Raw genomic sequence first — 16,375 nt, 5'->3', positions numbered from 1 at the left:
ACTTACTAAAAAACTATTTTGCGGACTTTGTAAAATTCAAAACAACATATGCGGTCGTATTACCGTATTCTATTGGAGATTTTAATACTAAATTATCGCCTGTAGCTGATGCAAGTACCAATCTGTAACCACTGTTAACATTCTTGGCTTTATCTCCTTCGTAGATTTTCTTAAACTGAAAGGTTTCATCAGCTGTGCTTACCGACCAGAAGATGCTCTGTGTAGCTGCTGCACACTCGTTGCCACCTGGCAGGGTATAGCTTCCATTTCCACTATTCGTTAATTTCCATGTACTGCCGATAAAACATTTATAAGAAGCTTCATCAAACAACGACCTTACCGCTATTGCAGGTACTTTTTCAAAAGTTACATCACTTAATACCCAGTCACCTGTAACGTTACCTCTTTTTAAATTAGATGAAGCGGAAGTACCTTTGGTCGTGGAGCAACTTTGCAAAACCAACATTGAACTGCAAATAATGGCTGCTATAAATAATATTCTTTTCATATACTTGTATTTGAAATACCGAATACACAAACCCTGCCAAAACGTATAAAACGTATAATATAATTCTATGAAAACCGAAACCATTGCCATACATAGCGGAAACATCAATCAAAGTGCTACCGGAGATGTTACCCCAGCCATCAGTCTTTCTACAACTTTCTTGAGAAATGAAGAAGGTGGTTATACAGGTGGGCATATGTATAGCAGGGTGAGTAATCCTAATAGAAGTGCCCTTGAAAATGTACTATCTCAACTGGATAAAGGTGCTGATGCTTGTGCTTTTTCCTCGGGAAATACGGCAGGAATGGCCATCTTTCAAGCCTTAACTCCTGGTAATCACATCATTGCGCCAGACGATATGTATTGGGGTTTCAAGAAACAATTACAGTCTATTTTTAAAGACACTCTCGAAATTGACTTTGTAGACTTAACCAATACGACAGAAATTGAACGTTATATAAAGCCAAGCACCGTGATGATTTGGGTGGAAACGCCATCAAATCCATTGCTAAAAATTACAGACCTGAGCGCTGTATCAGCGATTTGCAAAAAACATGGACTGATGATGGCTTGCGACAGTACCTTTGCCTCTCCGTGTTTACAAAACCCAATCGAATTAGGCGCAGATGTGGTCATGCATTCCACTACAAAATACATCGGTGGCCATAGTGATGTGTTGGGAGGTGCGTTAATTACAGCAAGGAAAGATGAGTTCTGGGAAAAAATTAAAAATATACAGCAAACAGGTGGTGCCGTTTCCGCGCCCTTCGATTGTTTTCTGCTGTTGAGAAGTATTAAAACTTTGCCTTACCGTATGCGCGGACATTGTGCCAATGGCATGGCATTAGCCAGGTATCTGGAGAATCATCCGCAAATTGAAGCGGTTTACTATCCGGGCCTGCCTTCCCACCCGCAACATGAAATTGCTAAAAAGCAAATGAGCGATTTCGGTGGCATGTTATCTGTTTTGGTGAAAGGCGGAGCCGAAGAAGCCAGGAAAGTGGTGAACAAAGTACAACTTTTTGCCCAGGCAACCAGCTTAGGAGGTGTTGAAAGCCTGATTGAGCACCGCGCATCAATCGAAGGACCGGATACAAAGACTCCGGTAAACCTGATCAGGATCTCTGCGGGACTGGAACATATAGATGACCTCATTGCTGACCTTGAGCAGGCACTGGCAACAGCGCATGCCTAATTAAATTTGCTTAACAGGGGATTAACAGGAAATTATTCAGAATATAATTTTGCAATTAATTTTTATTCCCTACATTTGTTATATCGGCTGATTAATGCTGAACAAGTCAATACTCGTATAGAGTTTGATTTATAAAGAAGTGGCGAGAGACAGGCTCCATGACCCACTGGCAACCCTACCAACGGGAAGAAGGTGCCAAATCCTGACCAGATAACGGGTGTTAAATGGAAAGATAAATTAAAACAAAAAATGAAACTTAACAAAAGTCTTATCCGCTCTAGCGAAAAACTCAAGTCTCCAAACCAAACTTTACCGGTTATTTTAAGCCGTACTTCTTTTTGTTGTTGCCCGCAGCCTGTTTGTATGTGCTGCAGCATACACTAGAATTAAAAATCTTCCTCATTGCTGTAAATCAATCTGGAAGGCCTTCTCACAGAAGGTACGCTTTTTCTCTAATGCGCTTTGAATTACAAAGGCATAATCACAACAATTTTGATTTATTTAAAACTTAAAATAATATGTCAACAACCTATAAATTCGAAACCTTACAATTGCATGCTGGACAAGAAGCTGACCCTACTACAGGTTCAAGAGCTGTTCCAATTTACCAGACCAGTTCTTATGTCTTCAAGAACTCTGAGCATGGCGCCAACCTTTTTGCCTTAAAGGAATTCGGAAATATCTATACCCGGATCATGAATCCCACTACTGATGTTTTCGAGAAAAGAATTGCCGCATTGGAAGGTGGCGTTGCAGCCGTAGCCGTGGCTTCTGGCCAGGCAGCGCAATTCATTGCATTGAACAATATCCTTGAATCCGGGGACAACTTTATTTCTTCCTCGCATTTATATGGTGGTACTTACAACCAGTTTAAAGTAGCTTTCAAACGCTTAGGCATTGAGGTTCGCTTTGTGGATATAGACCACCCCGAAAAAATTACTGCCCTGATTGATGACAAAACAAAGGCTATTTTCCTTGAAACCGTAGGTAACCCTTCTTTCAGTATCCCTGACTTTGAAAAAATTGCCGCCATTGCCAACAAACACGATCTTCCTGTAGTGGTAGATAACACTTTTGGTGCGGCAGGTTACTTATTCCGTCCTTTGGAACACGGTGCACATGTTGTTGTTGCTTCTGCAACCAAATGGATCGGCGGACATGGTAACAGTATTGGCGGTATCATTGTTGACGGTGGTAATTATAACTGGGGCAATGGAAAATATCCTCAATTTTCAAGTCCTTCTGAAGGTTATCATGGTTTGGTATTCAGTGATGTCTTTGGTCCTGAAGGTCCTTTTGGAAATATTCAGTTCGCCATCCGTGCACGTGTAGAAGGTTTAAGGGATTTTGGCCCTTCCCTATCTCCATTTAATTCCTTCCTGCTGATACAAGGACTGGAAACTTTATCGTTAAGAGTACAGCGTCATGTGGAAAACACACTGGAACTGGCATCCTGGCTTGAAAAGCAACCGGTGGTAAAATCGGTAAGTTACCCTGGCCTGGAAAGCAGTCCTTACCATACCATTGCTAAGAAATACTTAAAAAATGGGTTCGGAGCGGTGTTGTCCTTTGAACTGAATGGAACAAAAGAAGAAGTAACCGGCATTGTAGACAACCTTAAACTGGTTAGTCACCTGGCAAATATGGGAGATGCCAAAACATTGATCATACAGCCTTCGGCAACAACTCATCAGCAATTAAGTGACGAGGAACAAGCTGCTGCAGGGGTAACACCAACGCAACTTCGTGTTTCTGTGGGCATAGAACACATCGATGATATTAAAGCAGATTTTGAACAGGCATTTCAAAAAATTAAACTGCGCCTGGAACAACCCGCCTAAAAATATACAAGCATAACAATGAGTACGATTAACACCTATAAATACCCAAAAATCTTTACATTAGAAAGCGGCAAGAAACTCAGAGGACTGGAAATTGCTTATCAAACTTATGGTAAATTAAATGCTAAGAAAGATAATGTAATCTGGGCTTGTCATGCACTGACAGCAAATTCTGATGTACTTGACTGGTGGAAAGGCCTTTTTGGAGATAATGACCTTTTTAATCCGAAAGAACACTTTATTATCTGTGCAAATATTATCGGTTCTCATTACGGCAGTACAAATCCATTGAGCATCAATCCGGTTACCGGACAGCCTTTTTATCTTTCCTTTCCTGAATTTACAGTAAGGGATTTGGTGACGGCGCACGGCCTTTTAGCTGATCATCTAGCCATTAAGCAGGTGAAAGTGTTGATTGGCGGTTCGCTTGGCGGACAACAAGCGCTGGAATGGTCCATCATGGAGCCTCAAAAATTTGAAAACCTGATTGTTGTGGCCACTAATGCCGTGCATTCGCCATGGGGTATTGCCTTTAATGAGAGTCAGCGCCTGGCCATTACAACAGACCGCACTTTCTATGCACAGCAACCTGATGGTGGTTTAAAAGGGATGAAAGTGGCCAGGAGCATTGCCTTGTTATCTTACCGTACCTATGACGCCTATAGCACCACACAAATAGAGACTGATAATGATAAAACTACAAATTTCAGGGCCTCTTCTTACCAGTGCTACCAGGGCGATAAGCTTTGTAAACGCTTCAATGCGTATAGCTACTGGTACCTAAGTAAAGCGATGGACAGTCACAATGTTGGCCGCGGAAGGAAAAGTGTAGCTGATGCACTGGCCTTAGTAAAGGCCAATACCTTGGTCATTGGCGTCGAAAATGATGTTCTTTTCCCAGTTTCTGAGCAGCAGTTCATCAGCAGCCATATCAAAGACGCCGAGTTTCATCAGATTAAATCGGCCTATGGCCATGATGGGTTTTTGATAGAAACAGATACGTTAACGAATATAATCGGCAATTTTTTAAAATCCAGTACAAACAAGAAAATTATAAAATTACAAAAGACAGCATAAATGAGTAAGAGACTAAAAATAGGATTATTTGGTTTTGGTGTGGTAGGACAAGGGTTGCATGATATTATTAAAGACCAGGACCTGAATATTGAGGTCATTAAAATCGCTATTAAAAACCCTGATAAAAAAAGAAATCTTGATGCAAAGTTATTTACAACGGACCATGATGAGCTTCTTGATGATCCTGAAATCAACACTATAGTTGAACTTATTGACGATGCTGATGCTGCCTACCGCATCGTAAAAAAAGCATTGATTGCAGGAAAACAGGTGGTTTCTGCGAATAAAAAGATGATTGCTACCCATCTTGCAGAATTAGTGGAACTACAGGAGAAATACGGTACATCGTTGTTATATGAAGGTTCAGTATGTGGAAGTATCCCGATCATCCGAAACCTGGAAGAGTATTACGACAATGAACTGCTTCATGGCATCAGTGGTATATTCAATGGCTCTTCGAATTATATATTATCTAAAATATTCAATGAGGGAATGGATTATAATCTTGCCCTTAAACAAGCGCAGGAATTAGGTTTTGCAGAATCTGATCCCACCCTGGATGTAGGTGGCTATGATGCTAAATACAAGCTGGTTATTGCTACCGCCCATGCCTATGGCTTGTTCGTCAATCCTGATGAGATCCTTAATGTGGGAATCCAGAACTTATCGGAAAGTGATGTACAGTATGCTAAAGAGAAGAACTTCAAAATTAAACTGGTACCTACTGCACGCAAGATCAGTACGCAACAGGTGATTTCTTACGTATTGCCAAAGTTTGTGAAAGCCGATGATTTCATCTACAATGTAGAGAATGAATACAATTGCGTTACCGTTCAGGCAGCTTTTGCAGACAAACAATTCTTTTTTGGAAAAGGTGCTGGCGGACATCCAACGGGAGCGGCCGTTTTATCAGACATTGCTGCCCTGCGTTATGGATACAAATATGAATATAAAAAATACCAGCATAAAAATGGGTTAGTGCACACGGATAACGTGAACCTGGAAGTGTATTTACGCTATGTGCATGAATCTACCGTAGAAAAACTTCAGGTTGAAAATATTAAAGAAAGATTCTCTAACGAAGATTTTAAATACGTGATTGGTCATGTGAGCTTAAAAGTGTTAATAGAAAACCGGGATCTTTTGGTAAATAAAGATGTCTTTATTGTACATACCGGAAATTACACTTATACCGAGCAAAAAATAGATGCAGTTGCGGAGGAAGTAGCCGCTTTAAACTAATTTTTTGTTTTTGTTTTGATTTGAAAAGGCCGGGTTAACCGGCCTTCTCTGTTTTATTTAAATCTCTCTTTCCACATCCCAATCTTCCAGGTAATCAGCCACCCTTCTTACAAAGGAGCCTCCCAAAGCACCATCAACCACCCTATGGTCATAAGACAAGGATAAAAACATCATGTGCCTGATGGCAATCACATCGCCGAATTCCGTTTCCAGCACTGCAGGTTTCTTCTTAATTGCGCCTACAGCCAGTATAGCGACCTGTGGCTGGTTTATGATCGGTGTACCCATCACATTACCAAAGGAACCTACATTCGTTAAGGTGAAGGTGCCATTTTGCGTCTCATCAGGTTTAAGTTTTGAAATCCGGGCGCGATTAGCCAGGTCATTAACCGCCTTGGTTAAACCAATCAGGCTCAGCTGATCGGCATTTTTAATCACAGGCACAATTAAATTCCCGCTTGGTAAGGCTGCTGCCATACCGATATTGATATCCTTCTTTTTGGTGATCTGCGTTCCATTGACGGTAACATTCACCATCGGATAATCTTTAATGGCTTTGGTAACGGCTTCTATAAATATGGGGGTAAAAGTGATCTTTTCGTTTTCACGTTTTTCAAAATTCTTTTTAACACGCTCTCTCCATTTCACCATATTGGTCACATCAGCTTCCACAAAAGAAGTGACATGTGGTGCAGTATGCTTGCTCATTACCATATGCTCGGCAATCAGTTTACGCATCCTGTCCATTTCTATAATTTCATCACCACCACTCATGCTTGCTGTAGGGACAACCAGGGGTTTTGAAGCTGGTGTCGCAGGCTGCTGATTTATAGCTGCAGGCTGAGGGCTTTCAGCAGGTTGTTGCTCTGACTGACCTTTTGTTTGCTGAATATAATTCAGAAGGTCATCTTTTGTTAATCGGCCATCAACACCACTTCCTTGAATGGAATTCAATTCATTGATACTGACGTTCTCCTGGGCAGCAATATTTCTAACCAATGGAGAATAAAACCGGTCTGCCGGCGTAGTTTCTTCAGTTGCATGTGCTGCGACTTCGAGTTGTTCGGTATAGGGAACTGGCTTTTCTTCCTCAGTTATAACTTCAGGTGCCGGAGTTCCTACTTCAGGTACCGGAGTTTCTGCTTCAGCTACCGGGGTTTTTGCCTCAACATCAGTTTCAATTATGGCAATAACTGCACCTACCTGCACCACGTCATCTTCGTTATATAACAATTTAACCAGTTTTCCTTCAACGGGCGATGGAACTTCTGAATCCACTTTATCAGTAGCTATTTCCAATAATGTATCGTCCAGCTGTATTATATCACCGGGTTTTTTAACCCATTTTATAATGGTTGCTTCTGCAACGCTCTCCCCCATTTTCGGTAACAGTAATTCGTATTGAGCCATGTTGGTTTACAGTAAATTTTATTTTGATAACGATGCAAAAGTAAATCTTTTTAAAGACTTAATGCTCATGTTGTTCAGACAAGCTGCTTTTTATTCTTAAAAATTAATACACCGCCTATTTTTATTTGGCTTCCATTGCCTTGGCCTGAGTTAATAACATGCTCAATGCAGCGTTGGCAGAACGGACGATATTTTGCGCCCTTTTACTCCCAAAAAGGAAAACTTTCGCTACCACATGATCTTTGGTGGCCACTGCAATCCACACTGTTCCAACAGGTTTATCGGGAGTACCCCCATCCGGCCCGGCGATGCCACTCACGGCAACAGCAAGGTCAGTGTTGAAGTTTCTCAGGGCACCGGCAGCCATTTCCTTTATCGTTTCCTCACTAACCGCACCATATTTTTGCAATGTTTCGGCTTTAACACCCAGTACTGATTCCTTCATCTCATAAGAATAAGTGACCGCACCCCCGTCAAATACTTTTGAAGAGCCTGGATGTTGGGTAATTAAATGGGCGATATAGCCTCCAGTACAGCTTTCTGCTGTGGAAAGTGTTAATTTTTTTGCTTCCAGGAGATTCAGCAATACTTTCTCCAGCGGAAGGTCTTCCTCGGCGGCAACATATTGACTGACTTTATTAATCAGCTGCGCCGCAAAATAATCAACTTCAGCTTTCAATTGTGATTCATCAGTACCTGTTGAACTCAACCTTAACCTTACCTGCCCCAGACTGGGTAAATAAGCCAGTTTAATGGTCTCAGGAAGTTTATCTTCAATCTCTGCCAGTTCTGTAGCCAGAAAAGACTCACCAATGCCAGCGGTAAGAATTGTTTTATGGTAGATAAAAGGCAGTTTAAATAACGCTTTGATGCGAGGGATAATCTCTTCATCCATTAAGTACATCATTTCAAAAGGAACCCCTGGCATGGCAACGAAGATTGTCCCCTTATCTTCAAACCAGAGACATGGCGCCGTGCCGTTCTTATTTTTGATCACGGTACAACCATCCGGCACATCGGCCTGCTGACGGTTCATTTCTAACATGGGCCTGCTTGACTTTGAAAAAATTTCTTCCACATGCTGGAGTGTTTCTTCGTCACGCCGGATAGGCATATTAAAATAGTTCGCTAAGGTACTTTTGGTGATGTCATCTCTTGTTGGCCCAAGGCCCCCGGTAAGCAATATTAGAGATGCACGTTCGCGGGCCGCATCAAGGGCTTCGATAATATGAGCGGCATCATCGGAAATCGAGGTAATCTGCTTGACTTTGATCCCGTTGAGGTTGAGTTGTTTGGCAATCCATGCAGAATTGGTATCTACAATCTGTCCAATCAAAATTTCATCGCCTATTGTAATGATCTCTGCTACCATTAATTTAGTTGTTAAAAGGTGGAAGAATAGCCCTGCTGTTTGCTTAGTTTAAGATCTTGCAAAATAGAGGCTTTAACTTTCAACGTCACAGAATAACTTCTGTAAGTACCAAAAGGAACCCATTGAAAGCTCATGTCCCAGCAGTGCATATCCCTGTAAATTGAAAGTGTGGTCAGGGACAGGTTTTTCGTTTCGAAGTTGAAACCCGAATTAAACTGCACTTTCCATTTCGGAGTGGCGTTAAAATCACCGTTAAAAGTAAGACTGTTTGTGGTACGGCCATTTAAACCGGTTTCTGATGCACTGTATTGTAAGCTATAGGCAAAAGAGAAGTTCCATGGAATATTAAAATCAACAAAGGCATTGGGGTCCCGGCTAATCGCTGCCAGCGCAGTTGATTGTTCAGGCGTGATCCCTTTCTTTTCCATGCCATTTTGCAATTGATCAAGGTTTTCTGTCCTTCTCTTGAAGGACTCAGGGTTAAAACTATAATCAAAAGAGAAACCAAAGCTCGTTAAACGCGGCAGTTTACCATTTTGCCAGGTATACCTGTCGACCAGTTTCTTAGTTACCAATCCGGAACTGGTCACCTCATCCTCCACTGCATAAGGATTGAGGTTACCATTGAAGTTAATGCCTATTTTTTCTGAAAGCTGCGAGCGACCGCTAAAACTAAGGGTTGACAGTTTATAAGCGGGCTTCAGGAAATTATAACTACCGTTAATATTTAAACCCTGTATAATGGGGATCTTCTTCACCCCTGTCCCTGTTGTATCTTTAGGATTGAGTAATTTAAGCTCAACATCGTTGTTCAAACCAAAGTTAAGTGCTGCAGTTTGCCCCTCTGACGGACCGCTGTATTGTGTTCCCTGGAAAATAGAATAGCGCTTTTCCCGGTTAAATTGCGGATCAGTTACCGGTGTGCCGTCCTGATACCTTAATACCTCGTAATAACCTTTACTGGGTGCAGAAAAGTCGGGTTTATAACTGAAACCAATATTTGGTGTCATCACATGCCTGATGGCTTGGACTTTACCCGTTTTCTTAAACTGAAGCGTGTTGTAAATTTTAGTGGTCAGGTTCATCGCAGCACTGTATTCTGCTGAACGCTTAAAGCCGGATATGGTATCATAAACAAGCGAATCCGGCCTGTTTAAGACGCGTAGCTGCGTTTGTCGTAACGTTTGAAAATGCCACTGCTCATTATAAGTCGCACTGGTGGTAAAGTTAAAGTAATCTGCAAGGGTAAATGGTAAAGACCCGTTTACATTATGGTTAACGCCGTTCTGGAATCTTTTTAATCCTCCAGGGGCAAATAACAGATCTTCAGTGGTGCTTACCCTGTTGGTTGCATCCATGCTGTAGCCCACATTAAATTTCTGAAACCACTTTTGCTCACCCACCCTTTTTTTCGAATCAAAAGGATTGATACTGGCCATACTTAAACTGATCTGTGGCAAGGTCAGGCTGACGGTCTTCGTTTGTGTTTCCTGGCTGGCACCTAAGTTGGTGCTGAAGTTCCAAATTCCGGCAGTTTTACTGTAACTGATACTTGACCGTAAAACGTTATTGGAAATAGCCCGGGGGTTATAGGTATTATTGGCAGCAGTAGTTCTATAAAAGGAGGAAGTACCTGCATCGACCTGTGCACTGAAAGTTGATCCTGGTGATGCATTTGGGTTTTGACTGTGGTTCCAGGTGATATGGAAATTCTTTTGCGGCCTGTTTGATTCCGTACCTTCAATCCCCAATCTGGTACTGGCATAAGTGAAATTAAGGTTTCCACCGTATTTATAACGTTTCAAATAGTTGGCGGAAGCTGTGGTTGTATAAGAGCCACGGGTGTAAATGGTTCCCATCAATTTCGCATCCCAAAAATCACTTAATCCAAAATAATAGCCACCATCCCTTAAAAAGAAGCCCTGTGTAGCGTCTTCACCAACACTCGGCACAATAACTCCGGATGCCTTTTTATTGGGTTTAGGGAAAAATGCAAAGGGTAAACCCAGTGGTAAAGGTATATCTTCAATTTCAAGGTAAACAGGCCCTGTAATGACTTGTTTCTCGGTAACGATACCTTTGGTTATAAAAAACCCGAAGTGAGGATGTGGCAGGTTACACGTACTATAAATGGTGTTTTTGACATGGATCTCATCATCAGGCTGCTTTTTACTTTGTCCGCCGGAAAAGAAACTCCCTTCTTGTTCAGTAAAGGTATTGTACACGGTACCCTTTCCCGACTTGGTGTTGTAAAACAAGGAATCGGCTACGGAAGAACCGGAGCCTTCCATTTTAAAAATCGGCTTTCCGTAATACCTCCCTTTGGTATCATGTGCGCCACGGGCAAAAACTGTATTGTTTTTTGAATCATACCTGATATATTCCGCATCAAGCTCAAAAGTCTGGTAAATTACCCTGGCCTTCCCATATAGATGGATAATGCTTCGATCTTTGCTGTATTTGGTAGAATCTCGTGCTGAATACTCAATTTTAGACTCTCCCTGCTGGGTAATCTTCACATTATTTGCTGCTGGATCCACATTGCGTTTTGTGGTATCCAATTTGCTACTATCGGTTTGCTGAGGCACCTGAAAGCTGCTGAATGTTGAAAAAGCAGTAGCATTGTTACTAACAATAGAAAGTAAAACAACTGATTTCAGAAAAATGATATAGCGTAAATGTTTCAAATTGGTATGTGAATGTTATTTTTGCACTAATGTTAATCCAAAAACGTTCAAAATTAATGAAAAATATACCATTGGTTAGACCAAATGTAATATTGATCGCATTTATTTCAACAATATTTTTACTATCGTCTAACGCTCAGAGTATTGCGCAAGAATATAAAGTAAAAACTATTGTTATAGATGCTGGTCACGGCGGTAAGGACGGAACTACAAGAGGCGCTTATTCTACGGAAAAAGAGGTTGCACTAAGAACTGCGTTAACGCTGGGGAAGGCAATTGAAGAAAATATGCCGGACGTGAAGGTTATATATACAAGAACAGAGGATGTATTCGTTCCTTTATATGACAGGATAGGATTGGCTAACAAGGTGAAGGCAGATATTTTTATTTCTATACACTGTAATGATATGCCGCTCCGACGCTCTACCATTACGACAGGTTACAGGAAAAAGAACGGAAAAAGGATTCCAATCCAGAAAACAGTATACAAGAAAAGTACGACCACCAGGGGAACAGAAACTTTTGTTTCTGGTATGGGAAGGATGAATGAGCAGGATGACGTGATCAAACGGGAAAATCAAGCGATCTTGCTGGAGGAAAATTACAAGGAAAATTATGAAGGTTTTGACCCGGATAATCCTGAAAACTTCATCATCCTCTCGCTGATGAAAAATGCATACAGGAGCCAGAGTCTTAAATTAGCGAAAATGGTTCAGGATGAATATATTAATGCTGGTCGGATAGACCGGGGTGTACAGGAACAAAGCCTTGCCGTGTTGGCCAGGGCAGGTATGCCAGCAATATTGACTGAAATAGGTTTTATAAGTAATCCCTCAGAAGAAGACTATATGAATTCTCCTGAAGGACAAATAGAGATAACTAATGGCTTGATGAAGGCCATACAACGTTATAAACAATCTGTTGAACATCATTAAGAGAGTGATACCGAGTATAAATTAAGAGAACATAAATAAGTAATAGTGATGAGATTTAGTGTTAATTGTTTTTTAGTGGCTGTGTTGATTTTAACTTCTTTCCAACCAGCTCTTTCACAAAAGGGGTACAAAGTTAAAACCATTGTTATCGATGCCGGACATGGTGGTAGAAAACCTGGAGCTGTAGGATCCTATTCTAAAGAAAAAGATATAGCCCTGGAAGTTGCGTTAAAGTTAGGAAAAAGGTTAGAGGAAGAAATGCCTGATGTAAAAATCCTCTACACCAGGAAAACGGATGTGGATGTTGAATTTCACAAAAGGGCTGCCCTTGCCAATGATAATAAAGCAGATCTTTTTATTTCCGTTCACTGTAATGCCATGCCCCGCGGAAATAGAGTAACTAAAGGCACGGAAACATTTGTAGCCGGTATGCACCGTTTGAATGAACAGGATGTGGCCATCAGGGAAAATGCTGATATCGTTTTGGAAAAAAACTATAAACAAAACTACGATGGTTTCGATCCTAATGATCCGGAAACATTTATTATTCTATCTTTGTTTAAAAATAAGTTCAGGGATAAAAGCATGCAGTTCGCCAGTTTGATCCAGAATAACTTCACTAACAACGATGGCAGAGTTAACCGGGGAATTAAAGAACAAGGTATTTTGATTTTACAGCGTTGCGGAATGCCAGCTGTATTAACTGAAATAGGCTTTATAAGCAACCCTGAGGAAGAACGTTACATGAACTCGGCAGCTGGACAAGTAGAAATTGTGAATTCTATTTTTAATGCTGTTAAGACCTATAAACAAAGAAACGATACACACTAAGTACATCATACGTGAAAATAGCAAACGAAACGAAAGTTGGCATTCTGGCTGCCTTCTCTATAGCCTTATTAATCATTGGATACAATTTTCTTAAAGGGAATGCGATTTTCTCAAATGAAACTGTTCTTTACGCAAAATATTCACGGGTAGACGGACTTGGGGTATCAAAACCAGTACTGATTAACGGTTTCCAGATCGGACGTGTGGATAAGCTGCAATTACAACCTGATGGCAGTATTGTGGCCACATTAAATATTGACGGACAGTATGAAATTCCTACCAACAGCATAGCTCGCCTGGAAAGTACAGACCTTTTAGGGAGTAAGGCCATTATTATGGTATTGGGAAATGCTAACGTGTATGCAAAGGATGGTGATACTTTACATGCCAATGTTGAAAAGAACATTATGGAGGCCGTACAACCGGTTCAGAAAAAAGCTGAAGTGATCATTGATAAAATGGACTCTATCCTTACCAGTGTTAATACCATATTAAACCCTGATTTTCAGAACAATGTAAACAAGAGCTTCAACAGCATCGCTGCTACTTTAGGATCGCTTGAATCTACCAGTAAAAAAATCGATGGCCTGGTTGGCACAGAAGGATCCAGAATTTCTGCTATCCTGGCTAATGTAGAGTCGATCTCTAATAACCTGAAAAACAATAACGTCAAAATTAACTCCATTCTGAATAATATCGAGACTGTTAGTGACCAGGTCGCTGCAGCAAATTTTAAGCAGACGATAGAGAATGCCAATAAAGCTGTAGCTGACCTGCAGGGTGTGGTGAACAAGGTCAATAATGGTAATGGAACTCTAGGCTTACTGGTTAACGACAGACAGATGTACGATAACCTGAATAATGCTTCAAAAAACCTGGACAGTTTAGTGATCGACCTGAAGGAAAATCCTAAGCGCTATGTACACTTCTCTGTATTCGGAGGCGGGAAAAAAGATAACTAGGGAACTCAGCCGATGATATAAGTATTGCCTTCAACGGCAAGCTGCGTATTTGGGAAAATTGTTTTTGCTTCTTCCAATAAAGGTTGGAGTACCTTATAACGAGACGAAAAATGGCCTATCAGTAATTGATGGGCCGCTGTTTTTCTAGCCACCTCAGCAGCCTGTAAAGCAGTGCTGTGGTGGGTAACATTAGCCCTATCCAGCAATTCATGGAGGAATGTCGCTTCATGATAAAGCATGGTACAGTTTTTCAGTAAGTCCAGGTAACTGTCGTCAGCTAAAGTATCTGAACAATAACAATAAGATTTCGGTAATTCCGCTTCGAAGGTGTAATCTTCGTTAAGCAATATCTTTCCATTGGGAAGATCCAGGTTCAATCCCCTTTTCAGTAAGGGAAAATACTCGACCGGAATTCCTTCGGCTTCCAGCCGCTCAATTTTAAGTTTACGCAGTCTTCTTTTCTGAGTAAACTTGTAACCCGTACATGGAATGCGGTGATTGAGAACGATTGTCTCTACTGTGAGGTCCGCGTTTTGAAACACTACCCTCGGTTCATCAGCAGTTATAGCCGTAAATTCAAGAGGATAGCGTAGAATAGTATCGGAATGCTTGAACTGCATCTCCAGGATTTCCAGTAAAGGAGCAGGTGCAAAAAGATGAATGGGCTTAACCCTGCCGTTCAAATGCAGGCTTGAAAGAAGGCCAATCAAGCCGAAATAATGATCCCCGTGTAAGTGACTAATAAAAATATAGTCAATCTTATTTGCCTTGATATTATATTTCAAGAATTGATGCTGCGTCCCTTCTGCGCAGTCAATCAGGTAAAATTTTTCATTACAGTTTAAAAGTTGCGCTGTAGGATTTCTATTATAAACAGGTGTGGCAGAGCTACTTCCTAAAATGGTAATTTCAAACTTCATTAACTATCCTGATCAAAACTCCCTAATAACTCCTTCTCTATTTCTCCCATAAAGATCAGATCTGTGGCTTCATCAAGTTTTGAAACAATATTCAGTGATTGATGTAAACCGGAAATTTCAACCAGTTTGTCGATTTCCTTATTTAAACCGGTTACCACAAACAGGCCATTGGCTTTTTTACAAAGCCTGTCTGCGAATAAAAGGCTGCTTAGATCCTGCGAATCGCTGCAGTTTTCGACTTGTGATAAATCCAGTATAATGTTACAAAAACCATCTGCGGTCAGCAAAATAAACTCAGACTTTAACTTCGGTGTTAGTTCGTTACTAAAACTTATTTCATTTAAAGTAATTACGACATACTTTTCATGTTTATCTATTGAAAACTTCATGGCCTTTAAGTTTTGGTGTATACGAAATTACGGTATTATTATAACTTATTTATACAATCCAGAACATTCTGTTCAATTCTATCTAATATCTGTTCGGCATTATTCTTTACAAAACGATCACCAGTGATCTGCTCATACAACTCGATGTACCGTTCTGAAATGGAGTCAATAATTTCTGGGGTCATCACCGGAACTACCTGTCCCTCCTTGCCCTGAAAGCCATTATCAATTAACCATTTTCTTACAAATTCTTTGGATAATTGTTTCTGAGGCTCGTCATTCGCTTGTCTTTGCTGGTAACCTTCTGCATAAAAATAACGGGATGAATCAGGGGTGTGAATTTCATCAATGAGGTAAATGGTATCATCAGATTTTCCAAACTCGTATTTGGTATCTACCAGGATCAACCCTCTTTCGGCAGCCATCTCTGTACCGCGCTGGTAAAGTGCCCGGGTATAAGCTTCGAGTTGTTCGTAATCAGCCAGGGAAACTATGCCTTTTGCTATAATTTCTTCCCTGGAGATATCTTCATCATGCCCAATGGAAGCCTTCGTAGTAGGGGTCAAAATAGGCTCAGGGAGCCGATCATTTTCTTTTAGCCCCTCTGGTAAGGAAACACCACAAACACGTCGTCTGCCAGCACTATATTCGCGCCATGCATGTCCTGCAAGGTAACCTCTGATCACCATCTCTACTTTGAATGGTTCACAGATCCTGCCAACAGTAACCATTTCATCTGGCACTGCAATCACCCAATTAGGAACGATATCCTGCGTCGCTGCCAAAAACTTAGCTGCAATTTGATTCAACACTTGTCCTTTAAAGGGAATTGCCTCAGGTAACACCACATCGAATGCAGAAATCCTATCGGTAACCACCATTGCCATCAACCGGTGATCAATGGTATATACATCCCTTACTTTGCCTTTATAAAAATTAGTCTGTCTGGGGAAATTAAAATTTGTTTCTTTTATCGCTCTCATTTGTTATGCTGAATCGCATGTGT

Annotated in this window: 14 protein-coding genes and 1 riboswitch; of the genes, 7 read left to right on the top strand and 7 right to left on the bottom strand. The window is 41.0% G+C overall.

The genetic code is table 11. The features are described from left to right. Positions 1 to 13 precede the first annotated feature (13 nt). Positions 14 to 508, bottom strand: a complete 495-nt coding sequence (locus WG905_RS05210) for a hypothetical protein (RefSeq protein ID WP_339590650.1) — start codon at positions 506 to 508, stop codon at positions 14 to 16. A gap of 67 nt (positions 509 to 575) precedes the next feature. Here WG905_RS05210 and WG905_RS05205 point away from each other — a divergent pair, with 67 nt between their 5' ends. The 4 genes from WG905_RS05205 (at position 576) to WG905_RS05190 (ending at position 5,863) form a co-directional block, all read left to right on the top strand. Further along, entirely contained in the window at positions 576 to 1,703 is a 1,128-nt protein-coding gene (locus WG905_RS05205) for a trans-sulfuration enzyme family protein (protein ID WP_339590649.1), read from the top strand. Between the two features lie 126 nt (positions 1,704 to 1,829). Beyond that, positions 1,830 to 1,942, top strand: a riboswitch (SAM riboswitch). Between the two features lie 279 nt (positions 1,943 to 2,221). After that, on the top strand, positions 2,222 to 3,544 hold the full coding sequence (locus WG905_RS05200; RefSeq protein WP_339590648.1) for an O-acetylhomoserine aminocarboxypropyltransferase/cysteine synthase family protein: 1,323 nt from the start codon (positions 2,222 to 2,224) through the stop codon (positions 3,542 to 3,544). Positions 3,545 to 3,562: 18 nt separating this feature from the next. Then, on the top strand, positions 3,563 to 4,621 hold the full coding sequence (locus WG905_RS05195) for a homoserine O-acetyltransferase family protein (RefSeq protein ID WP_339590647.1): 1,059 nt from the start codon (positions 3,563 to 3,565) through the stop codon (positions 4,619 to 4,621). Further along, a complete protein-coding gene (locus tag WG905_RS05190) occupies positions 4,622 to 5,863 on the top strand; it encodes a homoserine dehydrogenase (RefSeq protein WP_339590646.1) in 1,242 nt (413 codons plus the stop codon). A 57-nt stretch (positions 5,864 to 5,920) separates the two neighbouring features. Here the strand turns inward: WG905_RS05190 and WG905_RS05185 are convergent, their stop codons facing one another. From WG905_RS05185 to WG905_RS05175, 3 genes are all read right to left on the bottom strand, one after another. Continuing rightward, positions 5,921 to 7,273, bottom strand: coding sequence for a dihydrolipoamide acetyltransferase family protein (locus WG905_RS05185; protein ID WP_339590645.1), 1,353 nt, complete (start codon positions 7,271 to 7,273; stop codon positions 5,921 to 5,923). A 121-nt stretch (positions 7,274 to 7,394) separates the two neighbouring features. Beyond that, positions 7,395 to 8,645 (bottom strand): competence/damage-inducible protein A, encoded by a 1,251-nt coding sequence (locus tag WG905_RS05180; protein WP_339590644.1) that lies wholly within the window; start codon positions 8,643 to 8,645, stop codon positions 7,395 to 7,397. Positions 8,646 to 8,656: 11 nt separating this feature from the next. Further along, entirely contained in the window at positions 8,657 to 11,332 is a 2,676-nt protein-coding gene (locus tag WG905_RS05175; protein ID WP_339590643.1) for a putative LPS assembly protein LptD, read from the bottom strand. A 56-nt stretch (positions 11,333 to 11,388) separates the two neighbouring features. Here WG905_RS05175 and WG905_RS05170 point away from each other — a divergent pair, with 56 nt between their 5' ends. Genes WG905_RS05170 through WG905_RS05160 form a run of 3 tightly spaced genes read left to right on the top strand, consistent with a single transcriptional unit; the run spans position 11,389 to position 14,060 of the window. After that, the gene (locus WG905_RS05170) at positions 11,389 to 12,267 is read left to right on the top strand and encodes an N-acetylmuramoyl-L-alanine amidase family protein (RefSeq protein ID WP_339590642.1); all 879 of its coding nucleotides are present in this window, start codon (positions 11,389 to 11,391) and stop codon (positions 12,265 to 12,267) included. A gap of 48 nt (positions 12,268 to 12,315) precedes the next feature. After that, entirely contained in the window at positions 12,316 to 13,098 is a 783-nt protein-coding gene (locus WG905_RS05165) for an N-acetylmuramoyl-L-alanine amidase family protein (RefSeq protein ID WP_339590641.1), read from the top strand. Between the two features lie 11 nt (positions 13,099 to 13,109). Next, on the top strand, positions 13,110 to 14,060 hold the full coding sequence (locus WG905_RS05160; RefSeq protein WP_339590640.1) for an MlaD family protein: 951 nt from the start codon (positions 13,110 to 13,112) through the stop codon (positions 14,058 to 14,060). A gap of 5 nt (positions 14,061 to 14,065) precedes the next feature. Here WG905_RS05160 and WG905_RS05155 read toward each other — a convergent pair whose 3' ends face one another. The 3 genes from WG905_RS05155 to WG905_RS05145 are packed head-to-tail and all read right to left on the bottom strand — an operon-like array spanning position 14,066 to position 16,352. Next, a complete protein-coding gene (locus WG905_RS05155; RefSeq protein WP_339590639.1) occupies positions 14,066 to 14,980 on the bottom strand; it encodes a ribonuclease Z in 915 nt (304 codons plus the stop codon). After that, entirely contained in the window at positions 14,980 to 15,369 is a 390-nt protein-coding gene (locus WG905_RS05150) for an STAS domain-containing protein (protein ID WP_339590638.1), read from the bottom strand. The genes WG905_RS05155 and WG905_RS05150 overlap by 1 nt, the downstream gene beginning before the upstream one ends. A gap of 38 nt (positions 15,370 to 15,407) precedes the next feature. Next, positions 15,408 to 16,352, bottom strand: a complete 945-nt coding sequence (locus WG905_RS05145) for a phosphoribosylaminoimidazolesuccinocarboxamide synthase (RefSeq protein ID WP_339590637.1) — start codon at positions 16,350 to 16,352, stop codon at positions 15,408 to 15,410. Positions 16,353 to 16,375 lie beyond the last annotated feature (23 nt).

This window comes from Pedobacter immunditicola, assembly GCF_037482985.1.
Lineage (GTDB): Bacteria > Bacteroidota > Bacteroidia > Sphingobacteriales > Sphingobacteriaceae > Pedobacter > Pedobacter immunditicola.
Note: the sequence above shows the minus strand (reverse complement) of the source record. Positions and strands in the feature narration are given on the sequence as shown.